Origin of the sequence: Bacillus sp. ES1-5 (genome assembly GCF_022487605.1) — a bacterium.
Taxonomy (GTDB): Bacteria; Bacillota; Bacilli; order Bacillales; family Bacillaceae_G; genus Bacillus_A; species Bacillus_A wiedmannii.
In genome coordinates this window covers 1,221,519-1,246,479 of the sequence record NZ_JAKVPU010000001.1, presented here as the reverse complement: position 1 = coordinate 1,246,479, position 24,961 = coordinate 1,221,519, and the positions used below count along the sequence as shown (strand labels likewise).

28 protein-coding genes are annotated in these 24,961 nt (G+C 35.7%); 26 read left to right on the top strand and 2 right to left on the bottom strand.

Translation table 11 applies throughout. The annotated features are described in order from the left end of the window. Positions 1-195: 195 nt before the first annotated feature. The 15 genes from flgB (at position 196) to MKO96_RS06280 (ending at position 13,324) form a co-directional block, all read left to right on the top strand. On the top strand, positions 196-603 hold the full coding sequence (gene flgB, locus MKO96_RS06350) for a flagellar basal body rod protein FlgB (protein ID WP_240587038.1): 408 nt from the start codon (positions 196-198) through the stop codon (positions 601-603). Between the two features lie 20 nt (positions 604-623). Continuing rightward, positions 624-1,037: a flagellar basal body rod protein FlgC gene (flgC, locus tag MKO96_RS06345; protein ID WP_042511534.1), complete on the top strand. Its 414-nt coding sequence runs from the start codon at positions 624-626 to the stop codon at positions 1,035-1,037. A gap of 16 nt (positions 1,038-1,053) precedes the next feature. Beyond that, on the top strand, positions 1,054-1,353 hold the full coding sequence (fliE, locus tag MKO96_RS06340) for a flagellar hook-basal body complex protein FliE (protein WP_000701682.1): 300 nt from the start codon (positions 1,054-1,056) through the stop codon (positions 1,351-1,353). 22 nt (positions 1,354-1,375) lie between these two features. Next, the gene (locus tag MKO96_RS06335; RefSeq protein ID WP_240587037.1) at positions 1,376-2,950 is read left to right on the top strand and encodes a flagellar M-ring protein FliF; all 1,575 of its coding nucleotides are present in this window, start codon (positions 1,376-1,378) and stop codon (positions 2,948-2,950) included. Positions 2,951-2,963: 13 nt separating this feature from the next. Beyond that, a complete protein-coding gene (locus MKO96_RS06330; RefSeq protein WP_000883360.1) occupies positions 2,964-3,968 on the top strand; it encodes a flagellar motor switch protein FliG in 1,005 nt (334 codons plus the stop codon). After that, positions 3,955-4,641 (top strand): FliH/SctL family protein, encoded by a 687-nt coding sequence (locus MKO96_RS06325; RefSeq protein ID WP_240587036.1) that lies wholly within the window; start codon positions 3,955-3,957, stop codon positions 4,639-4,641. Before MKO96_RS06330 ends, MKO96_RS06325 begins: the two co-directional genes overlap by 14 nt. Beyond that, entirely contained in the window at positions 4,638-5,942 is a 1,305-nt protein-coding gene (locus MKO96_RS06320; protein ID WP_240587035.1) for a flagellar protein export ATPase FliI, read from the top strand. Before MKO96_RS06325 ends, MKO96_RS06320 begins: the two co-directional genes overlap by 4 nt. 116 nt (positions 5,943-6,058) lie before the next feature. Continuing rightward, positions 6,059-6,469: a hypothetical protein gene (locus MKO96_RS06315; protein ID WP_048566834.1), complete on the top strand. Its 411-nt coding sequence runs from the start codon at positions 6,059-6,061 to the stop codon at positions 6,467-6,469. 10 nt (positions 6,470-6,479) lie between these two features. Continuing rightward, entirely contained in the window at positions 6,480-7,595 is a 1,116-nt protein-coding gene (locus MKO96_RS06310) for a flagellar hook-length control protein FliK (protein WP_240587034.1), read from the top strand. Positions 7,596-7,598: 3 nt separating this feature from the next. Then, on the top strand, positions 7,599-8,171 hold the full coding sequence (locus MKO96_RS06305; protein ID WP_001143481.1) for a flagellar hook assembly protein FlgD: 573 nt from the start codon (positions 7,599-7,601) through the stop codon (positions 8,169-8,171). Positions 8,172-8,192: 21 nt separating this feature from the next. Continuing rightward, the gene (gene flgE / locus MKO96_RS06300; protein ID WP_240587033.1) at positions 8,193-9,506 is read left to right on the top strand and encodes a flagellar hook protein FlgE; all 1,314 of its coding nucleotides are present in this window, start codon (positions 8,193-8,195) and stop codon (positions 9,504-9,506) included. Between the two features lie 49 nt (positions 9,507-9,555). Further along, on the top strand, positions 9,556-9,894 hold the full coding sequence (locus MKO96_RS06295; RefSeq protein WP_240587032.1) for a DUF3964 family protein: 339 nt from the start codon (positions 9,556-9,558) through the stop codon (positions 9,892-9,894). A 318-nt stretch (positions 9,895-10,212) separates the two neighbouring features. After that, positions 10,213-10,698 (top strand): hypothetical protein, encoded by a 486-nt coding sequence (locus MKO96_RS06290; RefSeq protein WP_042874817.1) that lies wholly within the window; start codon positions 10,213-10,215, stop codon positions 10,696-10,698. Positions 10,699-10,818: 120 nt separating this feature from the next. Next, positions 10,819-11,727 (top strand): chemotaxis protein, encoded by a 909-nt coding sequence (locus MKO96_RS06285; RefSeq protein WP_064459934.1) that lies wholly within the window; start codon positions 10,819-10,821, stop codon positions 11,725-11,727. Positions 11,728-12,376: 649 nt separating this feature from the next. Further along, positions 12,377-13,324 (top strand): DNA-binding domain-containing protein, encoded by a 948-nt coding sequence (locus tag MKO96_RS06280; protein WP_240587388.1) that lies wholly within the window; start codon positions 12,377-12,379, stop codon positions 13,322-13,324. A 94-nt stretch (positions 13,325-13,418) separates the two neighbouring features. Here MKO96_RS06280 and MKO96_RS06275 read toward each other — a convergent pair whose 3' ends face one another. After that, entirely contained in the window at positions 13,419-14,219 is an 801-nt protein-coding gene (locus MKO96_RS06275) for a flagellin N-terminal helical domain-containing protein (RefSeq protein ID WP_240587031.1), read from the bottom strand. Between the two features lie 262 nt (positions 14,220-14,481). After that, positions 14,482-15,573: a flagellin N-terminal helical domain-containing protein gene (locus tag MKO96_RS06270; RefSeq protein WP_088121775.1), complete on the bottom strand. Its 1,092-nt coding sequence runs from the start codon at positions 15,571-15,573 to the stop codon at positions 14,482-14,484. 257 nt (positions 15,574-15,830) lie between these two features. On the opposite strand from MKO96_RS06270, the gene MKO96_RS06265 reads away from it, so the two are divergent. From MKO96_RS06265 to flhF, 11 genes are all read left to right on the top strand, one after another. Further along, positions 15,831-16,616, top strand: a complete 786-nt coding sequence (locus tag MKO96_RS06265) for a lytic transglycosylase domain-containing protein (RefSeq protein WP_240587030.1) — start codon at positions 15,831-15,833, stop codon at positions 16,614-16,616. A gap of 62 nt (positions 16,617-16,678) precedes the next feature. Further along, positions 16,679-16,903, top strand: coding sequence for a flagellar motor switch protein FliN (locus tag MKO96_RS06260; protein WP_000775712.1), 225 nt, complete (start codon positions 16,679-16,681; stop codon positions 16,901-16,903). Positions 16,904-16,917: 14 nt separating this feature from the next. Then, positions 16,918-17,904 (top strand): flagellar motor switch protein FliM, encoded by a 987-nt coding sequence (fliM, locus tag MKO96_RS06255; RefSeq protein WP_088112728.1) that lies wholly within the window; start codon positions 16,918-16,920, stop codon positions 17,902-17,904. A gap of 10 nt (positions 17,905-17,914) precedes the next feature. Beyond that, complete coding sequence (fliN, locus tag MKO96_RS06250; protein WP_048561255.1) at positions 17,915-18,274, top strand: flagellar motor switch protein FliN; 360 nt, start codon at positions 17,915-17,917, stop codon at positions 18,272-18,274. A 12-nt stretch (positions 18,275-18,286) separates the two neighbouring features. Further along, positions 18,287-18,607, top strand: coding sequence for a hypothetical protein (locus MKO96_RS06245; protein WP_000121176.1), 321 nt, complete (start codon positions 18,287-18,289; stop codon positions 18,605-18,607). Continuing rightward, complete coding sequence (locus MKO96_RS06240; RefSeq protein ID WP_001220582.1) at positions 18,604-19,362, top strand: flagellar type III secretion system pore protein FliP; 759 nt, start codon at positions 18,604-18,606, stop codon at positions 19,360-19,362. The genes MKO96_RS06245 and MKO96_RS06240 overlap by 4 nt, the downstream gene beginning before the upstream one ends. Before the next feature lie 33 nt (positions 19,363-19,395). Beyond that, positions 19,396-19,671, top strand: a complete 276-nt coding sequence (locus MKO96_RS06235; RefSeq protein ID WP_001098085.1) for a flagellar biosynthetic protein FliQ — start codon at positions 19,396-19,398, stop codon at positions 19,669-19,671. A gap of 15 nt (positions 19,672-19,686) precedes the next feature. After that, entirely contained in the window at positions 19,687-20,448 is a 762-nt protein-coding gene (locus MKO96_RS06230) for a flagellar biosynthetic protein FliR (protein ID WP_001055715.1), read from the top strand. 10 nt (positions 20,449-20,458) lie between these two features. After that, complete coding sequence (gene flhB / locus MKO96_RS06225; RefSeq protein ID WP_240587029.1) at positions 20,459-21,505, top strand: flagellar type III secretion system protein FlhB; 1,047 nt, start codon at positions 20,459-20,461, stop codon at positions 21,503-21,505. Between the two features lie 24 nt (positions 21,506-21,529). Beyond that, complete coding sequence (gene flhA, locus MKO96_RS06220) at positions 21,530-23,596, top strand: flagellar biosynthesis protein FlhA (protein ID WP_240587028.1); 2,067 nt, start codon at positions 21,530-21,532, stop codon at positions 23,594-23,596. 14 nt (positions 23,597-23,610) lie between these two features. Further along, positions 23,611-24,921, top strand: a complete 1,311-nt coding sequence (gene flhF / locus MKO96_RS06215; RefSeq protein WP_240587027.1) for a flagellar biosynthesis GTPase FlhF — start codon at positions 23,611-23,613, stop codon at positions 24,919-24,921. The last annotated feature ends 40 nt before the right edge of the window (positions 24,922-24,961 follow it).

Genomic DNA, 24,961 nt, shown 5'->3' with positions numbered 1-24,961 from the left:
TTATTGCGTGAATACAGTTTTTTTGTATTCTTTTTTATATTTTTGTATTTTTCTAAAGACAACAATGAAAAAATGGAATAAAATATGTAAGGGTACATGATTGTTAATATTTTAATAAATACATATAAGAAAATAAATAATGAAGTGAAACTTCCATCAGTGGATCATTAAGTTAAAAAAGAAAGGGTGTGGAATATGCCGGATTTAGTGAGTGATGTAGGCCATTATATGAATTATTTAGTGACGAAACGAAATACGGTTTCTAGTAATATTGCAAATGCGAATACACCTGGTTATAAAGCACAAGATGTAGCATTTGCTGAGCAAATGAATAAAAGTAGTGCATTATATAAAAACAATGCTGCGGACTTAAAGAGCAATCCAGATTTATATCAAACGAATGAAATGCACTTACCGACAGTGAATACGAAAAATACATATGCAAAGATTCAAACAAAATCAATGCAAACGAATAAAGATGGAAATAGTGTGGATGTAACGACAGAAATGCTAGATTTAATGAAAGCAAATCAGTTATATGGTATTTCAATTAACGCGATTAATACACAATATGCAATTAACCAAGCGGCACGCGGACGTTAAAAGTAGAAGGAGAGACAACGATGTTTCAGGCAATTAATGCAAGTGGCTCAGGGCTAACGACAGCAAGAAAGTGGATGGAAGTTACTTCTAACAATATTGTAAATGCAAATACAACGGCGGCTCCGGGGGCAAATTTATATGAGCGTCGTAGCGTAGTACTAGAATCAAACAATAGTTTTGCAAATATGTTAGATGGGTCTCCTACTAATGGGGTGAAAATAAAAAGTATTGAAGCAGATAAAACTGAAAACTTAGTGTATGACCCAACACATCCCCATGCAAATGAAGAAGGATATGTACGTTATCCAAATATTGATGTGACTGCTGAAATGACGAATGTAATGGTTGCCCAAAAAATGTACGAAGCGAATACAAGTGTATTAAATGCGAATAAAAAAATGCTTGATAAAGATTTAGAAATCGGCCGAGGATAAGGGGGAATATAGTAATATGAAAATCCAACCAATGTTAAATACACAGCCATTTGGAGCAATTCAGTCAATTGGTGCACCGAAAACGTCTCAAACATCTGTAGTTGAGGGGAAAAAGTTTATTGATTTATTGGAAGATATGAATCAAACGCAAAACAATGCGCAAACAGCAGTATATGATTTACTAACTAAAGGAGTAGGAGAAACGCATGACGTTTTAATTCAGCAGAAGAAAGCTGAGTCTCAAATGAAAACGGCTGCTCTCGTACGTGATAATCTTATTGAAAATTATAAGTCACTAATTAATATGCAAATTTAGGAAAGTGGACGGGTGTGTTTAAATGGAAAAGATAAAAAATGTTATCCAATCGTTAAAAACGTGGCATAAGCTAGTAATCGGTGCTGCGCTTTTAGCGATTGTAACAGGAGCACTTTTATACTTCACCTTGCCAGATAAATATGTTGTTGTATATCAAAATTTAAATGATACAGATAAGCAAGAGATTACAGCAGAATTATCAAAGTTAGGTGTCGATTATCAGTTAGCGGCCGATGGATCGATTCGTGTGCAAAAAAATGATGCTCCATGGGTTCGGAAAGAAATGAATGGAATGGGCTTACCGTTTAATTCTAAAAGCGGTGAGGAAATTTTATTAGAAAGCTCGCTCGGTTCAAGTGAGCAAGATAAAAAAATGAAGCAAATTGTCGGTACGAAAAAGCAATTGGAGCAAGATATCGTAAGAAACTTTGCGACAGTTGAAACGGCGAATGTTCAAATTACATTACCTGAAAAAGAGACAATTTTTGATGAAGAAAAAGCAAAAGGAACAGCTGCGATTACGGTTGGAGTGAAGCGTGGCCAATTATTAACGGCAGATCAAGTTGCAGGTATACAGCAAATGATTAGTGCTGCAGTTCCAGGTGTAAAAGCAGAAGAAGTAAGCGTGATTGATAGTAAAAAAGGTATTATCTCAAAAGGAGCAGATGAAGCGCATTCTACTAGTTCCTCTTCTTATGAAAAAGAAGTAGAGATGCAACATCAAATTGAAGGTAAGCTAAAGCAAGATATTGACGCAACATTAATGACGATGTTTAAACCGAATGAATATAAAGTGAATACGAAAGTATCTGTAAACTATGATGAAGTTACACGCCAGTCAGAAAAATATGGTGATAAAGGTGTACTTCGTAGTAAACAAGAGCAAGAAGAAAGCTCTACTGCGCAAGAAGGAGCAGAGACGAAACAAGGCGCTGGTATTACAGCGAACGGTGAAGTGCCAAATTACGGTACGAACAATAATCAAAATGGAAAAATCGTCTACGATAATAAAAATGGTAACAAAATTGAAAACTATGAAATAGATAAAACAGTTGAAACGATTAAGAAACATCCAGAATTAACAAAAACAAATGTTGTAGTATGGGTAGACAACGATACGTTAGTAAAACGAAAAATGGATATGACTACTTTCAAAGAAGCAATCGGCACAGCTGCTGGGCTTCAAGCTGATCCGAATGGAAACTTTACAAACGGTCAAGTTAACGTTGTAACTGTTCAGTTTGATCAGCCGAAAGAAGAGAAGAAAAAAGAACCAGAAGAAAGCGGTATAAACTGGTGGTTATTCGGTGGAATTCCAGCTGGTTTATTAGCGATTGGTGGTCTAGTATGGTTCTTATTAGCAAGACGTAAGAGAAAGAAAGAAGAAGAGGAATATGAAGAATACTTAGCAGAAGAGGAAATTGCTGCAAGTAATGAAAGTATTATGGAAATTCCTGAAGAAAAAATAGTACCAGAGTCAAAACCAGAACCAGAAGAACCGAAAGAACCAACGTTAGATGAACAAGTGCATGATGCTACGAAAGAACATGTAGAAGGCACTGCAAAAGTAATTAAAAAATGGTTAAATGGACAGTAAGGGAGGAACAACGATGTTAGATGAAATCTCCTCCAAAGAAAAAGCTGCCATCCTTATTCGTACATTAGAAGAAGGGGTGGCAGCAAAAGTCATTGAATATATGACGGCTGAGGAAAAAGAAGTATTACTTCGTGAAATCGCGAAGTTTCGTGTATATAAACCGGAAACGTTAGAAAATGTACTAGGGGAGTTCTTGTATGAATTAAATGTAAAAGAATTAAACCTAGTGACTCCGGATAAAGAATATATTCGTCGCATATTTAAAAATATGCCAGAAGACGAACTAGAAAAATTATTGGAAGATCTTTGGTATAACAAAGATAATCCGTTTGAATTCTTAAATTCACTTGCGGATTTAGAACCGCTTCTTACTGTACTTAATGATGAATCGCCACAAACGATTGCGATTATCGCTTCTTATATTAAACCGCAGCTTGCTTCTCAATTAATTGAGAGATTACCAGATCATAAGCGAGTAGAAACGGTAATGGGGATTGCGAAGCTAGAGCAAGTTGATGGTGAATTAATAAATCAAATTGGTGATTTATTAAAATCAAAATTAAATAATATGGCATTTAATGCAATTAATAAAACGGATGGCTTGAAAACAATAGTAAACATTTTAAATAATGTTTCACGAGGTGTTGAAAAAACAGTCTTTCAAAAGCTGGATGAAATGGATTATGAGTTATCTGAGAAAATTAAAGAAAACATGTTTGTATTTGAAGACTTACTCGGACTTGAAGATCTTGCACTTCGTCGTGTATTAGAAGAAATTACAGATAACGGTGTTATTGCGAAAGCACTTAAAATTGCAAAAGAAGAAATTAAAGAGAAATTATTTACATGTATGTCTTCAAACCGTAAAGAGATGATTCTAGAAGAATTAGATGGCTTAGGGCCGCTTAAGATGACGGATGCTGAAAAGGCACAGCAAACGATTACAGGCACAGTGAAAAAGCTAGAGAAGGAAGGAAGAATTATCGTTCAAAGAGGTGAAGATGATGTCCTTATTTAAAAACAGAATTCCGAAGAATTCTGTTTCTTTTTCTGAAGAAACGTATGAATTACAATTTCCAAAACCAATACCAGTTCAAGTCGAAGAAGAAATACAGGTGGACCATGAAGAGCTTCTTGCACAGCAACAATCATTACATACTGAACTGAATCAACTAAGGCAAGAACAGCAAATGCTAGAACGAGAGCGTCAACAGCTATTGCAAGATAAAGAGCAATTTCAAATGCATATTCATGAACAAATGGAACAGATGGAAGCAGCACGTATGCAGTTTCAAAAAGAACAACAAGAAACAGCATATGAATGGACAGAGTTATTATGGGATCAATCTTTTCATCTAGCAGAAAAAATCGTGAATCAAGCGGTAGATTCACGATTGCTTGATGTGTTACCCATTTTAACTGGTATCGTTCAAACGTTGCCTACTTCGTTTGAAAAATTAGTCATTACCGTACACCCAGAAACATTTGAACGTATTCAAGAAGAGAAGGAAAATACGAAAGAGTATTGGTTACTACAATTAGTAGAATGGAAATATGATTTCTCCTTACAGTTCGGTGAATTTGTTCTAGAAGAAGAGAAAGAGTTCTTTGAATTTAAATTTGCACCTATATTTGCGAAACTTCGCCAAAAATGGGAAGAAGAGAAGTTATTTGAGGAGCAAAATGTATGAATCGACTATTAATGAATGAAAACCAAAAATGGAATACATTTATTGAAACGCCGTTTTATACGAAAGTCGGTAAAGTTCATAGTGTACAAGAACAGTTTTTCGTAGCGAAAGGGCCAAAGGCGAAAATCGGTGATGTTTGTCTCGTTGGAGAACATAGCGTCTTATGTGAAGTAATTGCAATCGAAAAAGAGAACAACATGTTACTTCCATTTGAACAAACAGAAAAAGTATGTTATGGAGATTCAGTTGCATTAGTTGCAGAAGATGTTGTCATACCTCGTGGGAATCATTTACTCGGAAAAGTGTTAAGCGCAAATGGCGAAGTACTAAATGAGGATGCAGAGAATATTCCATTACAAAAAATAAAACTAGATGCCCCGCCTATTCATGCATTTGAACGTGAAGAAATTACCGATGTATTTGAAACTGGAATCAAATCGATTGATTCTATGCTAACAATTGGCATCGGTCAAAAGATTGGTATTTTTGCAGGTTCTGGTGTTGGTAAATCTACTTTACTCGGAATGATTGCAAAAAATGCAAAAGCTGACATTAATGTTATTAGCTTAGTAGGAGAACGTGGCCGGGAAGTAAAAGACTTTATTCGAAAAGAATTAGGTGAAGAAGGAATGCGAAAAAGCGTCGTTGTTGTAGCGACGTCAGATGAAAGTCACCTAATGCAACTTCGTGCAGCGAAACTTGCAACGTCTATTGCTGAATATTTCCGTGATCAAGGTAATAACGTACTACTTATGATGGACTCTGTTACTCGTTTTGCTGATGCGCGTAGAAGTGTTGATATTGCCGTTAAAGAGTTGCCGATCGGTGGTAAAACACTCTTAATGGAAAGTTATATGAAGAAGCTGTTAGAGCGCTCTGGGAAAACACAAAAGGGATCCATAACAGGTATTTATACCGTACTCGTTGATGGGGATGATTTAAACGGACCTGTACCAGATTTAGCACGAGGTATTTTAGATGGGCATATTGTGTTAAAACGTGAACTTGCAACACTTAGTCATTACCCTGCTATTTCAGTGCTAGACTCAGTGAGTAGGATTATGGAAGAAATTGTTTCGCCAACTCATTGGCAACTTGCAAATGAAATGAGAAAAATCTTATCTGTTTATAAAGAAAATGAATTGTATTTTAAATTAGGGACGATTCAAGAAAATGCAGAAAATGCTTATATTTTTGAATGTAAAAACAAAGTAGAAGGTATAAATACGTTTTTAAAACAAGGTCGATCTGATAGTTTCCAACTTGATGATATTGTTGAAGCGATGCACCATACAGTATAAGACCTCAGCCCAAGAGGTCTTATTTTTTTGTTTTTTAATATTTCACAGATTTTTTTGGAAAAAAACTATATAATAGAAAAAGAGAACGTTATAATAGGAAGGGGCTATGAAAACAGGTGGATAAGCAGCAGTACGACACGATAAAATTGCAAATAAATCAAGAAAAAGAACAGATTTTGAAAGAAGTGTATGAATTAACAGGTGAAAAAAGAAAAATAGAACAAAAAAAAGAATATGATTTATATGTAGTAAAATCGCGTAGTAAAGTCGTACAAACTGGGCAGCGTATAATGGCCGGTATGCTTTCGTCACATACGTTTTCACCTGAAAGAATAGAAGAATGGAATCGGAAAATTAAAAAAACGGAAGATTTTATTCGAAAAAATGAAAGCCTTTTAGAGCAAGTAAAAGAAAAAGAACGTGTCATTGATGAGATGTATCAAGAAGGTTGTAGAAAGCTTGCTAAAGTACGAGAAAAGCAGGAAGAAAAAATGCTTCTTGATTTGAAAATGTGTATGAATGGATGAGGTGAATATAGTGATACAGTCTGTATTACCGGTGCAACAAAGTTTACCTCCGCAAAAAGAAAAAGGGCTAGAAGTACAATCAAAAAGTGAAGATTCTTCATTCGATCGTACGATGAGAATGGAAAATAAAAAGCAGCCGAAAACGGAGAAAATGAAACAAGAAGAAGCACCAAAAGAAGAAAAAAAAGAATATATTCTTTCTAAACAATCAGTAACGAAAGAAGAGCCAATTGTAAAGAAAGAAGAAAAAAAAGAGACAGAACAGTTACTATTAGCTGTATCTGAGCAAATGGTTGCAATTGAACAATTACGTGTGCAACCGGAATTGTTATATCAATACATACAAAAAATACAAGAGCTATATAAAGAATATGGGAATATAAAACTTAACGAATTACCCGCCAATGAATTACAACAGTTGCAAGAGCTTCTTTCAAATATGAATATCAAAAATGCTATATGTTTAGAAGATACAATGCAAATGGTATTAGACAAAATGAAGATGCCGGAGCAAACGATGCAAGTATTGAAAGTGGTAGAAACAGAAACTTGTAATATTGCAAAGAAACAAGAAGACTCCAAAAACTTAGATGTAGATCTTCCAAAAGCTGAGGGCGATGATGTAAAGAGAGAGTTGCCTGAAGGTGATGTGTTAAACGATTCGAGTTCAACGGGTGCGGAGTTATTAAATAAAGCAACGGGTACGGATCAAATAGGAAAATCAAATAGTGGCGCTGAGAAAGTTACGTTACCTGACTTAGGAAAGAAAATGGAAGCACAAGTAGAAGCGTTGCAAAAATTTGTAGTGAAACAAGAGCGTGTTTTATTTCAGTTAAATCCAGAAAAACTTGGTACATTAACGGTGTTTATGAAAAAACATGGAGATCAAATTGATGTTCACGTAGAAATGGAAAAACATGATGCGAAAAAACGTGTTGAAATCATTTTTGATGAATTGAGACTGAAGTTAAAAGAAAAAGAAATCAATATTCAAATTAGCTATTCAGATAAAGATGAAAATCGAAAAGAACAGCGAGAACAAGAGCAAAGACAAAAACAAAAATTAGCAAGTACGAAACATGAAAAACAACATTCAAAAGAATTTGCGGGATTATTGGAGGAATAAAGTGTGCCAACAGTTGGATTAAATACAACGAGTACAAATCATATTCCGTTACAAGCAGGAGCACAAACAAAAAACGCATCTGTTACTGGTGCACAGTCGACAGCTCAACAAGCAAACGGAGTATCAGCAAGTACTCAAAAAACACCCGGTATTATGGATAAAGATGATTTCCTGAAACTTTTCTTAGCAAGCTTTCAACATCAAGACCCGTTTAATGCGATGGATATGAACCAAATGATGAACCAAACAGCACAGCTATCGCTTATGGAGCAAGTACAGAATATGACGAAAGCAGTAGATAAACTGCAATCAACGATGTATTCGACGGCTCTTGATGGAGGGATGAAGTTTTTAGGAAAGTACGTTAGAGGTGTAAGCAATAATGGAAAGCAAGTGACTGGTCAAGTGGAAACAGTTCGACTTGCTGAAAATAACGATGTGCAACTGATTGTTGATAATCAAGTTGTCTCACTTCGTTTCATAGAAAGGGTTTCTGATAAACCGATAACAGAAACTAATCCGGAAGATGAGAAGAAAGATGATATAGAAAAAAATGAAGAGGTTAAGCCAGATTAATAAAAGGAGTGTACAAAGGTTATGATTAAAGCGTTATATACAAGTATTACAGGGATGAATGCAGCACAAAATGCATTAAGTGTTACTTCAAATAATATTGCAAATGCACAAACAGTTGGATATAAAAAGCAAAAGGCTATTTTTGATGATTTGCTATATAATAATACAGTTGGTTCACGTGGTGATGGTGCTTATGCTGGTACGAATCCAAAGAGTATTGGTAACGGTGTAAAGTTCAGTGGGACATCTACAGATTTTAGTGATGGCTCTATTACTTTAACTAGTGATAAGATGGAGACAGCGATAGAAGGAAACGGTTTGTTTTTAGTTGGTGATCGTAATGCTGGAAATGTAGAGTATACGAGAAAAGGGTCTTTTGGTGTATCGAAAGATAGCTATGTTACAAATACAGGTGGACAGTATGTACTAGGTTATGGTGTAAAAACAGGAACACAAGAAGTAGATTTTTCTTCACGACCAAGCCCAATTCATATTCCAATGGGATCAGCTGTTGGTGGGATTCAAACAGATAAAGCGACAATAGGCGGAAACCTTCCTAGAAACCAAAATGCATTATCTCACGAATTCACAGTTTTTGATGCGGAAGGGAACTCGTTAACGTTACGTGTAAATATTAAACAAAAGACTACAAAAGAGACTGTAGATGGTAAAGAAGTTGAAAAGCCAGTGCCAGGTGAATATACATATTCAGTTTCTGTAAGAAATGATTCTAAAAACGAAAAAGAATTTAAGCCTATTGAAGGTATGCCGGACAACAAACCGCTTATATTTGATACATTAGGAAATTTAAAGCAAACAGATGAACCTGTACAAAAAGATCCAGTAACTGGCGAAATTACTAAAGGTGGAACGGTTGATATTCCTTTTGGAAAGGGATTGAAACTGGATTTAAGTGGTTTAACAAATTATCCGACAGGGAAAACTATTTCTACAACAGAAGTAACGGGGCGCCCAGCTGCGATTGCAAATGATTATTCTATTTCTGACGGTGGTTTCGTTATGATGAAATATTCAGATGGTAGTATGAAAGTTGTAGGACAACTAGCTGTAGCTACATTCCCGAATTCAGGTGGATTAATGAAAACAGGGAATGGAAATTACGTTGCGACACCATCAGCGGGTATTCCAGGAGTAGGTGTTGCTGGTGAGAATGGTGCAGGTAATGTACGAGGGTCAGCAAAAGAAAGTTCAAACGTAGATTTATCTGTAGAATTTGTTGATTTAATGCTTTATCAACGTGGATTCCAAGGAAATGCAAAAGTAATTAAAGTGTCAGATGAAGTATTAAATGAAGTTGTAAACTTAATTCGATAATATATCATAAAGTAAAATTGTAATGTAGTAGAAAGGGTTTTTTATTCGTATGACGACAAGACAAGAGCGAATTTTACAATTGCCTTTTTTCGAGAATAAACGTGAACTTGCAGAGCAAGTGTTAAAAATGGAACGAGAAGAGCATATATATTTACCTGATCACTTTGAAATTAAGCAAGTACCTGCATATTCATTTGGTGAAAAGCAATCAATCATTGGCCGTATTCATGAGTTTTATTTCGTAAGTGTTGGTAACGAAGGAGAATGGAAGTACCAACTGTTCAAGGACGAGATGAAGTGCCGTGAGTTTTTTATTACACTATCAGGGATAACGGATCAGCAGATTGCATTTTGGTTCAATAACATCGAGTTATTGAAAAGCTCTTAAAAAGATCTAAAAAGACCTTAAAAGCTCTTTTTAGGGTTGAAGAGAGGACCTAGCGTTGTTTTGGAGCGGTTAGTGCCTAATAGGGCCGCGACTGGTGTGTAAGGACAGAGGTATGGAGAGTTACTAGGGTAGTATAAGAAGAGGTAAGCAAAGTTTAGTGTGGATAAACAGTTATGATCCAGACGAGCTCCTATTTGTAAGAATAGAGCTATGGAGGCGTACGGAGATGGTTGGGAATGAGATAATCATTTCATATTAGGCCAGTGCCTTCTAGATAGTATGTGACGATAGATTTCTATAAAAGGAGAGGTGAGGAGGATGGCGCAGAATAAGTATCGCGTTACATTCATTTCGCCAAGTGAGGTTGAGCAGCGGACTGTAATGGCGGCGAGTAGTTTGCCAGATTTAATTCGTAAAGTAGAGAGTATTATTGCAGATCCGAACGGTTACTTTGTAAATGATAAAAAAAATAATTGCTATTTTAAAGTGATTAAAGAAAATGTTACGTTTATTCAATATGAGTTACTGTTTTCGGATAAGGAAATTCATATTGAAAAATTAAAACATATAGCACCATCTATATTGAAACAATTATTTAAAAAAATAAATGATCCAGAATTATATGCGCTTGCGCTACTTGATGTTGATATAGCGACGAAAGAATATGTGCTAGAAGAAATGGATTCGGAGCTAAGAATAAGAGTAGAAACGGAGCTTTCGAAAAAGTGGGAAGCAATGCCGACAGAAATTGTAGGAGCACAAGAAGTATTATTAGAGGCACTTGCTTCGTTTATACAAGAGTAAGCGTCTTTTAAAATAAATCGTTCGACTATCTATATTTTTCATATAGGTAGTTGACTTTTTCGGTTTAATAAAGCTTAATAATTAGATATACGGAATTAATGGAAGGGGAGCGACACCTTTATGTCACAAGCACAAAGTATTTTATTAGAAAGTGGAACAAATGAATTAGAGATTGTCACATATACTGTTGGTGAAAACCTATTTAGTATTAATGTAATGAAAGTACGTGAAATCATTAATCCATTCCCTGTTACAACTGTGCCAGAATCTCATCATGCAGTTGAGGGTGTTGTTCAAGTACGTGGTGAAATTTTACCTGTTATTAATTTAGCAACGGCTCTTAATTTAAAATCAACAAAGCCACTTGATCAAACGAAATTTATTATCTCTGAATTAAACCAAATGAAAGTTATTTTCCGCGTTGATGAAGTGCATCGTATTCAACGTATTTCGTGGGAACAAATTGATGAGCCAGCTTCATTATCTATGGGACTAGAGGAAACGACATCTGGTATTGTAAAGCTAGATGGAAAAATCATCTTACTATTAGATTACGAGAAAATTGTATGTGAAATTAGCGGTACTGGCTATGACAATAAATCACTTGCAGGTTTAGAGCAAAAAACGGATCGAGCTGAAAAAGTGATTTATATTGCAGAAGATTCAGCAATGCTTCGTCAAATATTAGAAGAAACATTATCATCAGCTGGATATACGAAAATGAATTTCTTCAGCAATGGTGCAGAAGCATTAGCGCAAATTGAAAAATTAGCGAAAGAGCAAGGGGAAAAAATGTTTGAACATATTCACCTGCTAATTACTGATATTGAAATGCCGAAAATGGACGGACATCATTTAACGAAAGTTGTTAAGGATAGTGAAGTAATGAATCGTTTACCGGTCATTATTTTCTCTTCATTAATTACAAATGAATTATTCCATAAAGGCGAAGCTGTAGGAGCAAATGCGCAAGTAAGTAAGCCAGATATTCAAGAGTTAATTGGCTTAGTTGATAAGTTAGTGCTGTAAAAAACGTTTTGAAAAGCTTTTTTTAGCTGGAATAGAAGCTCTAACCATGCGTGGTGGCGGTCAGTGCCTAATAGAGCCCGATGCGATGTGAGACCAGATATATGGAGTGGTTTTAGGTCAGTAGAAGAATAGAGCCTTTGATTGAGGGTTTGAAGAACTGATATACAACTCTATTTTTTAGTAGGGATGAGGGAACTAGCCACGTGTAAGTAGTACTGGCTAGTTCCTTTTTTGTATTCTATACTCTGCTGTACAGGTAGGAAGATTAAACATTTCTGGAGTGTTTGTGGCTGTATAAATAGTCTCTATTTCGAGATTTTCAATTCGTTTAATGAATAAATAGCGAGCTTGTTTATTTGAAAATATAAGAGAGCGTATTTTTGGAATATGCTAGTAAGGTTGCGTAGTAACGCAAACTTTTTCGGTGAAAATATATCCGAAATACCATATAATATAATTAATATGTAATTATACATATTAATTAAAAATAATTTTTCTATTTCTATACTTTCTATACATTTTTGTATGTTTAATATTTGACAGATAATTTCGAAATGTTATAATATGGATATGTAAAAATTGCTATTTTCTGAAAAGACATGGGAGTCAGATGAGAATTGTGAAAGGATGAGGGGGAGTGGCACAGATTATGTATCACCACACAGCAATCAATGTATTAAATCTTTTACAAAACATGTCAAATAATAAAATGAACGATGTACAACTAGAAGAGGAATTAAAAAAAATAGAGAAACAATTCCGAGTAGAGTATGAAGAATTAGTTGATTTATATAATAGAATGGTATTATTTCAAATAGATATAGAAAAAAATGGCGGGATGCGGGTGTATGAAAAATCTACAATTACATGGCTGAAGTCTGAGTTAGAGTTACTGTATGAAGTGTATCAATTTTCCCAACGTCACGGTTTAAACATTATGAATATTTCAAAATACGTTAGTAAAAAAGAACTAAATCTTTTTCCAAAAACAGCAAGTCAATTACAAAATACGTATTACAAATTAAAAAAATGTGAAATACCGTTTGAAAATATTGAAAAACAAAAACCAGGACGAAAGCGAAAATATACGCCTGTAAAAGAACCAATTGTTGAAATGAAAAAAGAAAACAAACAAGAATTAAGAAATGAAGTTCCAAATACAGAGAACGAAAAAAGCCTTGTAACAGTTATATCTGGTATTGTTGATAATTTTGAAACGATTAGCCAGTGTAGTGAAAGAAAAGAACATGAACTACATCAGTTCATGGAAGGAATCTATAAGCTTTCTAGCATGGCTGCAGAGCGTTCAAAAGGTGAAAAGAATACTCGTGGTCTTGAGGGCGAATTACATGTATTACGGGTTGAAAATGAAAGGTTAAAGCGAGAAAAGGAAGAGCTTGTTCATGATATAAAAGAAATGACGCATCATTTAATTCATTTCATTACGAGCTCTGATATTGATCAAATTCGCACATTGCCTTTCTTCGTAAAAGAATGTAAACAAGATTTGCATAAATTAGGGTTATATAACGCACAAGACGGTAAAATGAAAATTATGGTTGATCGTAGTGGACAGGTTATGAGTGTAACGCAGTAATAAAATTTGGGTACAAAATAAAAGGGAGATACATAGTTTATATGTATTTCCCTTTTGTTTTGTATGGAATCGTTTCAAAGAAGGAAGATGATTTTTAAGATTGTAGTAGCTTGGAAAACATTTGCGGTATTTGATTTGCTTGTGAAACCATACTAAGGGCAACTTCAGTTAACAATTTAAACTTTAAAAAACCGCTCATTTCCTGCGCCATATCCGCATCTTCAATCCGAGATGCAGCATCTGTTAGGGCCATACTTTGGCTATTTAAATTTTCAATATTAAACTGTAAACGATTGATCATAGCCCCAAGATCAGCACGATAAAGGGATATATTTTGTAAAGCCTCTTCAATTTTACGAATTGCCGCTCTTGCTTCTTGTTCTGTTGAAATGTTGATGTCATGTTGTGTAGGGGAAGGGGGGATGTGTTTCGTTATATTTACTGTATGACCAATATCATCTAATGTAACAGGACGGTTTTGGCCGTCGAACACGGATAAATCATTAAACTCAGTCGTCTCACCTATATAGCCAATTTGCTCTGTTAAAGATTGAAACTCTTTATGTAACGAATCACGGTTTTTATTTGAATTTGTATCGTTCGCAGACTGAATAGCTAAATCACGCATACGCTGTAAAATATTCGTCACAGTTTGAAGGGCAGCCTCTGCCGTGCGAAGCATCGATATTGCATCCTCATTATTACGAATCGCCACACGCATACCGCTGGCTCTCGCATGCATACGAGTCACAATTGCAATATTCGCAGGATTATCAGAAGCATGGTTTAACTTCTTACCAGTAGCCAAATGCTCCATTGCAATATTCATACGTTTTTCTTTCTCATATAGTGATTGCCTAGCATTCATACTCAAGACATTCGTACCAATACGCATAATATACACTCCTCATTTTATAAATTCATATATATAGTTTTAAAGCCGATAAACAGCTATGAAAAGAAAAAAGGACTTATGCTTATCTTCTAGTTGTGTTTTAACGAGAGAGGGGATAGAGATAGGTTAATAATCATTGCTAGGCAACGCGGATGCTCTCTCCTACCTAAAAAAGAAAGATCTTACAAATAATTCATCTATATAGAAAAAATAAACCTCTCCGCAAGCGGAGAGGTTTATTCAGGAAACTAACTCAAATGGCTTATTGTAATAATTTAGAAACCATTTGTGGAGTTTGGTTTGCTTGAGAAAGCATGCTGATTCCAGCTTCGTTCAAGATTTTGAACTTAGTCATTTCAGACATTTCTTTCGCCATGTCAGCGTCTTCGATTTGAGAAGCAGCTGAAGCCATAGAAGAAGATTGGCTCTTAAGGTTGTTTACGTTAAAGTCTAAGCGGTTTAATGTAGCACCTAGAGTTGCGCGGTTGTCAGCAACTGTTGTTAGAGCTTTATCAATTGCTTCGACAGCTGCTAAAGCATCTACTTTGTCAGCTGCAGCTGTTGCTGTAGGAAGTTTAGCACCTGCTAAAGCAGCTTGAATAGCGTCAACACCTGCAGCTGCTGGTGTTGCTTCACCATCTTTGAATCCATTAAGAGCAGTTTCAATTGCTGTAACATCTTTAGCATCCATGCCTGCTTTGATTTTATCAAAACTATCCTTAATAGCCTTAATATCAGTAGCTACTGTAGAATCTTTTGTTAAGGCACCAATTCCATTAGTAACAGCGTCAATGTCTGTTTGTTCAATTGCAGTAGTAGCAGCACCACCAATAGAAATTTTATCAATTCCTAATTTGTCTAGAGTAACACCTTTTAAATCAATACCAATTTGTTGAGCAGCACTACTTGAATCAAGTGTTTGAATCTTAACTGCGCTATCTTCTTTTAATAAGTTCTTATCGTTAAATTGAGTATTGTCTGCAATATAAGTAATTTGTTTTTGTAATTCAACAAATTCTTTTTGTAGTGCAGATTTGTTTGAATCAGTGTTCGTACCGTTGGCTGATTGGTTAGCGATGTCACGCATACGAAGTAAGATGTTAGATACTGAGTTCATTGCTGAGTCAGCTGTACGGATTAATGACATACCGTCTTGTGTGTTGTTAGCTGCTACGTTTAGACCACTTTCACGTGCACGCATACGAGTTGCGATTGCAAGACCTGCTGCATCGTCAGAAGCGTTGTTGATACGTTTACCGCTTGATAAACGGTCCATAGAATTGCTCATTTTTGATTGGTTTTGACGCATGTATTCTTGCGTGCGTAAACTGTTAATGTTTGTATTAATTCTCATAATTAAGAACCCCCATTTTTTTATATTGACTTTTCTGCAAATTGAAAAACGGTAATATGCGAAAAAATCAATTTCGAGATTTATTGTAATCCCTGTCATAGCGGGTGTCAACTAAAAATTCGAATTAATAAATATAAAAAAATAACAGTTTAACAATATATTCATTTTTTTATTAAAATATTATTAAAAGGATTATTGCAAACTTTAAAAAAAAACTCTAATATTAGATTATCTTTGTTTACCGAAAAGGTGATATTATGTTAGTTGGAAATATAGTAAAAGAAGTGCTTGCATATAAGAAAGGACAAATTCAGCAAAAGTTAAGTAGTCCACAAGCATTCGTTAGTAGTCGTTTTCAAGAGAAGTTGCAGAGTGAACCTGCGAAGGAGACGAAGGGTACTGCGCAGCCGACAAGTGTAGAGGATATGAGTCAGCCGGTACAATCTACGAAAATAGAAACGGTCGTAAATAAACCGGAACAATCTATTAATAAAGTAGAGGAAGCGAGTAAGCCTGAAGAAAAAGCTGAAACGAAGAACGTAGATGAAGTGCAAGTCGCACAAAAAGAGTTTGAACGACGTTTCCCAGAAACGAAAAATGAGGCTGCTGATACGTGGGAATTAACGAAGAAGTATAATATTCAAAAAATACGTTCTTCCAATGAGGGGAAGTATGAGGATATTATTGATCGTGTAAGTCGTACATACGAAATTCCGAAAACGTTAATTCAAAAAATGATTGAAGTAGAATCTGATTTTAATCCGAGAACGGTGTCACATGCAGGTGCGATGGGTCTTATGCAGCTTATGCCAGCGAATGTGAAAGAGATGGGTATAAAAAATCCATTTTCACCAGCTGAAAGTATTGAGGGCGGTGTGAAAGAGTTAAGCGGTTATTTGAAGAAAAATAACGGCGACTTAGTATTGGCACTTGCTTCTTATAATGCTGGCCCTGGTAATGTGAGAAAGTACGGAGGCGTACCGCCATTTAAAGAAACGCAAGGATATATTAAAAAAATATTAAATATCGACGTTTCAAAATAAGAAGTTTCATATATAGAGAGAACGTGAAATTTTCGTGAACATGATATGGGAGTTGGCTAGATTTGAAATTACAAGATGATATTCCGTTAACAATTTATTTTGAAATCGGAAATACGAAAAAGAAAATTGAAGATTTGCTTCATATTACGAAAGGTACATTGTATCGTCTTGAAAATTCAACGAAAAATACGGTGCGTCTTATGCTTGAGAATGAAGAGATTGGAACCGGAAAGATTTTGACGAAAAACGGGAAGATGTACGTTGAAATCGTTGAATTGAAAAGGTAGGGAAGGGGATTGTCATGAGTGGCGAAAAATTAAGCCAAGAGCAAATTGATGCCCTGCTGAAGGCGGTAAATGAAGGCGAGGAAATGCCAGCTTTCGCACAAGAAGCAGGGAAGCAAGAGAAATTTCAAGAGTATGATTTTAATAGACCGGAGAAGTTCGGTGTTGAGCATTTACGTAGTTTGCAAGCAATTGCTTCTACGTTTGGTAAACAGACGTCACAGACGTTGGCAGCGCGTATGCGTATTCCAATTGAGCTTGAGCCTTCAACGGTTGAGCAAGTTCCGTTTACGAGTGAGTATGTGGAGAAAATGCCGAAAGATTACTATTTATATTGCGTTATTGATCTTGGCCTCCCGGAGCTTGGAGAAATTGTTATTGAGATTGATTTAGCGTTCGTTATTTATATTCATGAATGTTGGCTTGGTGGAGATAGTAAGCGTAACTTTACGATGCGCAGACCACTTACCGCATTTGAGTTTTTAACACTGGATAATATTTTTATGCTCCTTTGTAAAAATTTAGAGCAATCATTTGAAAGTGTTGTGGCGATTGAACCGAAATTTGTAACGACGGAGACAGATCCGAATGCATTAAAGATTACGACAGCGAGTGATATCATTTCATTACTGAACGTAAATATGAAAACAGATTTTTGGAATACGACGGTGCGTATCGGTATTCCGTTCTTATCTGTTGAAGAAATTATGGATAAGTTAACGTCTGAAAATATTGTCGAACATTCTTCGGATAAACGTAAGAAGTATACGTCTGAAGTGGAAGTGAAGGTAAATCAAGTGTATAAACCTGTTCACGTTGCAATTGGCAAGCAAAAGATGACAATGGGTGAGATTGAACAAATTGAAGAAGGCGATATTATTCCGCTTCATACGAAAGTTTCGGATGAATTACTCGGTTATGTAGATGGAAAGCATAAATTTAATTGTTTTATTGGAAAAGATGGAACGCGTAAGGCGCTCTTATTTAAAAGTTTTGTAGAGTAGGAGGATCCATATGAAGCATGAAGTATCTCCTGTATCATTAATGGGATTAGAAGATTTTGCAGGAAAGCGAAATGAAACAAGTAAAGCACATATTGATACTGTTTCAGATATTTCGATTGAACTTGGTGTAAAGCTTGGGAAGTCATCTATTACGCTCGGTGATGTGAAACAGTTAAAAGTGGGCGATGTTCTGGAAGTAGAGAAAAACTTAGGACATAAAGTAGATGTGTATTTAAGTAATATGAAAGTCGGCATTGGGGAAGCGATCGTAATGGACGAAAAGTTCGGTATTATCATTTCTGAAATTGAAGCTGACAAGAAGCAAGCTGCGCTTATGAAAGCGCAAAGTCAAATGCAAGATAAAGAGTAGAGGAGGAGTCATATGTCGTATATGACGACCTTATTTCAAGTCGTTTTACTGTTTGGTGCGCTCGGCTACGGTGCATATTATATGACGAAAAAGACGCGCAAGCAGCAGTTTTTTAAGCAAGGTGAAAATGGCCATATTCAAGTGAAAGACGGTGTGTATTTAAATCATCAAACGAGCGCCTTTTTATTTGAAGTGGACGGCAAGCAAGTGTTCACTGTTATTAGTAATAACGGTGTGCAATCTGTGCAATTAACAGGAACAGGAAATCAGTTTCAACAAGCGCTAGAAGACGCGGTGAAGAGTGAAACGAAAAAAGTAGAGGATCCATCATGAGAATAAAGAAACAGTTATCATTATTAGCCGTTATTTTCGTATTTTCTATCGTTTTTTCAATTATTTTTGTAAATCCAGCGTATGCGGCCCCGAACGGTTTTATTAATTTCGAAAATGGAAAAGAGTTTACGAGTAATTCAAGTGTACAATTATTTGCGCTCGTTACCCTTTTATCATTATCTTCTTCTATCGTTCTATTATTTACACATTTTACTTATTTTATGATCGTTCTTGGGATTACACGTCAAGGACTTGGGGTGATGAATTTACCACCGAACCAAGTACTTGTTGGACTTGCCTTATTTTTATCACTCTTTACGATGCAGCCTGTACTTGGGCAGCTAAAGAGCGATGTGTGGGATCCGATGACGAAAGAGAAAATAACAGTAAGTCAAGCTGCGGAGACGACAGCTCCGATTATGAAAGAGTATATGTCAAAGCATACGTATAAGCATGATTTAAAAATGATGCTGAAAGTGCGCGGAGAAGAGTTGCCGAAAGATTTGAAAGATCTTTCCTTATTTACGCTCGTACCATCCTTTACGTTAACGCAAATTCAAAAGGGATTATTAACGGGGATGTTCATTTATTTAGCGTTTGTATTTATAGATTTGATTATTAGTACACTTTTAATGTACCTCGGGATGATGATGGTACCGCCGATGATTTTAAGTTTACCGTTTAAAATACTCGTTTTCGTATATTTAGGTGGATATACAAAAATCGTCGACATTATGTTTAAAACGGTCGCCTGAAGCGTTTGATGCTATGTGATAGGAGTCATATAAATGAATACGTCACCAATTATAGATATTTTTCAAACCTTTTTTTATAAAGGGGTTATGATTTTAATGCCGGTTGCCGGCGTAAGTATGATTGTCGTTATTATCATCGCTGTCATTATGGCGATGATGCAAATTCAAGAGCAAACGCTGACGTTTTTACCGAAAATGGCGAGTATTGTACTCGTTATTATCATTTTAGGTCCGTGGATGTTTCAAGAGTTAACGACGCTTATTTTAGATTTATTTGATAAAATTCCATCGCTATTGCGTTCGTACTAAGATAGGTGAACTGAAATGAATATGGAATTATGGGCGGCGACGTTTTTTGCGTTTTGCCGCATTACTTCATTTTTATATTTTTTACCGTTTTTCTCAGGTCGATCCATTCCAGCAATGGCGAAGGTTACAGTTGGACTTGCTCTTTCCATTACAGTGGCCGATCAAGTGGATGTCTCTCACATAAAGACAACTTGGGACGTGGCAGCTTATGCAGGTACACAAATTGTAATTGGATTATCGCTTTCAAAAATTGTAGAAATGCTGTGGAATATTCCAAAAATGGCAGGGCATATTTTAGACTTTGATATCGGTTTATCACAGGCGAGTTTGTTTGATGTAAATGCAGGCTCACAGTCTACTTTACTATCAACCATTTTTGATATATTTTTCCTCATTATTTTTATTTCACTTGGCGGCATTAATTATTTCGTTGCCACGATTTTAAAGTCGTTTCAATATACAGAGGCGATTTCAAAATTGCTGACGACTAGTTTTCTAGATAGTCTACTCGCAACGTTATTATTTGCGATTACATCAGCGGTTGAAATTGCTCTTCCGCTTATGGGAAGTTTATTTATCATTAACTTTGTTCTTATTTTAATCGCAAAAAATGCTCCGCAATTAAATATTTTTATGAATGCATTCGTCATTAAAATTACGTGTGGTATTTTGTTTATTGCGATGAGTGTACCGATGCTCGGTTATGTGTTTAAAAATATGACAGATGTATTGCTTGAGGAATATACGAAACTATTTAACTTTTTCTTAACGAAGTAGGGGGACGCGCATGGCAAAGGATAATAAAACAGAAAAGGCCACCCCGCAGAAGCGTAAGAAATCGCGTGAAGAAGGGAATATTGCCCGGAGTAAAGATTTAAATAATTTATTTTCTATTCTCGTATTAGCAGTTGTCGTTTACTTTTTCGGGGATTGGCTCGGTTATGAGATTGCAAATTCTGTAGCGGTGCTGCTTGATCAAATTGGAAAAAATACAGATTCGACCGAGTATTTTTATTTAATGGGTATTTTATTATTAAAAGTATCAGCTCCAATATTAATACTCGTATATGCTTTTCATTTATTTAATTATATGATTCAAGTCGGTTTCTTATTTTCTTCTAAAGTCATTAAGCCGAAAGCGTCACGTATTAACCCGAAAAACTATTTTACAAGATTGTTTAGTCGTAAAAGTTTAGTAGATATTTTGAAATCACTGTTTTATATGGGATTAATCGGTTACGTCGCTTACGTTCTCTTTAAAAAGAATTTAGAGAAAATCGTTAGTATGATTGGATTCAACTGGACTGCGTCACTTACTGAAATTATTAGGCAAATTAAATTTATCTTTTTAGCTATTTTAATTATATTAATCGTTCTTTCTATTATTGATTTTATTTATCAAAAATGGGAGTACGAACAAGATATTAAGATGAAAAAAGAAGAAGTAAAAAGAGAGCATAAAGATAATGAAGGGGACCCACAAGTAAAGGGGAAACGAAAAAACTTTATGCATGCGATCTTGCAAGGGACAATTGCAAAAAAGATGGATGGTGCAACGTTTATTGTAAACAACCCGACTCATATTTCGGTCGTACTTCGGTACAATAAACAGGTTGATGCGGCGCCAATTGTCGTTGCAAAAGGGGAAGATGAGCTCGCATTATACATACGAACGCTTGCCCGAGAACAAGAAATACCAATGGTGGAAAACCGTCCGCTTGCTCGTTCTTTATATTATCAAGTCGAGGAAGATGAGACGATTCCAGAAGATTTATACGTAGCTGTAATTGAAGTTATGCGCTATTTAATTCAAACGAATGAGCTTGAAGTATAATAGCGCGGTTGGAGGAGATCTCTTGTGTTTAAGATAGATTCTGCAAGAACCTATTTTTCTATCTTTTTAGCAGCGTCATTCGTAGTGGCGCTCTTAATTCCACTTCCACCATTTATACTTGATATCGTTATCGTTTTTTTACTAAGTATGTCAGTGCTTATTTATATGCGAGCAACAAGTATTAACGAGTGGGATGAATTAAAGTCATTTCCAACGATGTTGTTATTAATCGGGATTTTCCGCGTATCGATTAACGTATCGACGACGCGAGCGATTTTGACAGACGGAAATGCGGGGCATGTTATTGAAGAGTTCGGTCAGTTCGTAATTGGCGGGAACTTATTAATTGGTATCGTTATTTTCATAGTATTAATCATATTCCAGTTTATCGTTGCAAACGGTGCGTCTCGTACAGCTGAAGTTGCAGCTCGTTTTACACTTGATTCTTTACCGGGGAAACAAATGTCGATCGATGCTGATTTAAACCAGCGTATTATTACTGAAAAAGATGCACAGGCAAAACGAAAAAAGTTAAATATGGAAACAGAGTTTTACGGAGCGATGGATGGTGCCGGGAAGTTCATTAAAGGGGACGTTATTTTCGGGATTGTCATTTTATTCGTAAACATTATTTTCGGTTTAATTGTCGGCATGATGCAGCAGGGTATGAGCTTTGCTGACGCAGCTATTCACTATACACAGTTAACTGTCGGAGACGGAATCGTAAACCAAATCGGTTCGTTAATGCTTGCGATTTCAACAGGTATTATCGTAACACGTGTATTTGATGGTTCAGCGGATACAGTAACAGAAGGTATCTTTAAAGAATTATTAGCACATGAAGTCGTTGTATATGCGCTTGGTGGTTTATTTATAGCAATGGGTATTTTTACTCCGCTACCATTTCTACCATTTGCACTCGTTGGTGGAACAATTATTTTCTTAGGAATTCGCAATAAAAACCGAATAAAGAAAGAAAAAGAAGACGAGCTTCAAAAAGAATTAGAAATGATTCAAGGCGAAGATGAGCAACTGCAACAAGTGGAAGATTCATTCGGAGTATTTACAGATAAATATCCAATTATAGTAGAACTCGGTTTAGATTTAGCAGCACTTGTAAAGCAGAAGATTAACGGGGAAACAGCTCGTGATAAAGTTGTTCTTATGAGGAAGTCGATTATTACTGACCTTGGTATTAACGTTCCTGGCATTAACTTTAAAGATAATACGAGTTTTAGACCACGCGGACGTTACATTATTCGTATTAAAGGGGCGAAGGCAGCAGAAGGTGTTTTAAAATCAGGTTACTTATTAGCACTGAAAACACCGAATGTAATGGCCGATTTAGATGCAGAACCAGCGAAAGATCCAATTTTCGGTGAAGATGGATATTGGATTTTAGAGCATATGGTACAAGATGCACAAATGAAAGGCTATCAAGTATTAGAGCCGCTTAGCATATTAATTACGCATTTAGATGTTGTCGTTAGACGTAATCTTCATGAGTTAATTCAGCGTCAACATGTAAAAGACTTAATTAACTCGCTTGAAAATGATAACGGTGTTTTATTAGAAGAGATTAAGAAAAAAGAAATCGACTTATCACTCGTTCAAAATGTTATTAAACAACTTCTAAAAGAAGGAATTTCTATTCGTGATTTACCAACCATTATCGAAGGTATTATTGACGGAAAAGAAATTTATCAAAACCACGTTGACGGTGTAACGTCATTCGTCCGTGAATGTATTTCAAAAGTTATTTGTGAAAATGCAAAAAATCCTGACGGTAAAATTTATGCGGCGCTCTTCTCAGATTCAATCGAGTTAGATGCGGATGTTGTAAATAATTCATACCAAGGTTACTTATTAAACTGGGATTTAGATTTAGAAACACGTGTTGTTGAACAAATACAGCGTGTCTTTAAACAAGCTCGTTTAATGGGAAGAGAACCAGTATTATTAACGCGTAGAAAAGATTTCAGATTTGCGATTGTAAGACTTCTTGAGCGTTATCAAGTAGAAGCGCAAGTACTTTGTATTAGCGAATTAGCACCGGAAATTGTTGTAGATCAAATTGCCTATATTGAATAGTAGGGGGTGAAGTAATGGAAAGTACAGAAAAGAAAGAAGCGTTAATGCGAATAAAAGCAGCTTCGAAAAATGAATTGTATCGAAAGTTATTTGACCAATATGGTACAGATTATTATTACGTTGTCGATGAAAGTGTAAAACGGAATATCCCGTTTTTTTGGAAAAAGAATTATGAAATGTTAGTTGCTTTTCCGGAGGATAAACAGGAAGAAGTGAATGAAGGAACAGCTCAATTTCATGAACAATTAATGGATGTTGTAAATGATCCTCCAGAACAAATTGTGAAGGCGAATGGAATTCAATCGGTACTGCACAATTTAGAAAACGTGACGACTTCTATGTCATACGCGGCGATGCAAACAGGAAATAGTGAAGAATGGACGAGAAAGAAAGAGAAACTATTAAAGTTGTTTGAAAAAGGTATCGTCGTTGTGAAACAGACGGAAGAAACGAAAGTAACGAAAAAGCAAAAAGCTGTGAAAAAAGTTGTTCCGGTCAAGAAAGAAGAAGTGGTTGTAAAAAAAGAAAACCAAGAATCTGTACCGTTTATTATTCAAAAAGTAATTCGCATGCTAGAGCAAAACGATGTAGAACAATACTTCATTCATGCATATGCTGAAAAGTTAAAAGTGAAGTTTGAGAATGCAACGATGATTACAGAAGAAGAAGTGATCGGATACATATTGGAAGATATGAGATCCCATTTCAACACGGAAAACGTTTTTGAAAAAGAAGTGCAAACAATTGCATTAATCGGTCCAACTGGAGTTGGAAAAACGACGACACTTGCGAAAATGGCATGGCAGTTTCACGGTAAGAAAAAAACGGTCGGTTTTATTACGACAGATCATTCGCGCATTGGAACAGTACAGCAACTGCAAGATTACGTAAAAACAATGGGATTTGAAGTAATCGCTGTACGTGATGAAGCTGCAATGACAAGAGCGCTTACGTATTTTAAAGAAGAAGCGCGCGTCGATTATATTTTAATTGATACCGCCGGAAAAAATTATCGTGCGTCAGAAACAGTAGAAGAAATGATTGAAACGATGGGACAAGTAGAGCCAGATTATATTTGCTTAACGTTATCAGCTTCGATGAAAAGTAAAGATATGATTGAAATCATTACGAATTTTAAAGATATTCATATTGATGGTATCGTATTTACGAAATTTGATGAAACAGCAAGTAGTGGTGAATTATTAAAAATTCCAGCAGTATCATCAGCTCCAATCGTATTAATGACAGACGGACAAGACGTGAAGCAACATATACATATCGCTACAGCTGAACATTTAGCGAAACAAATGTTGCAAACATCATAGAAGAGAGGTGAAGGATAAGGCAACTGCCTTATTCAAACGA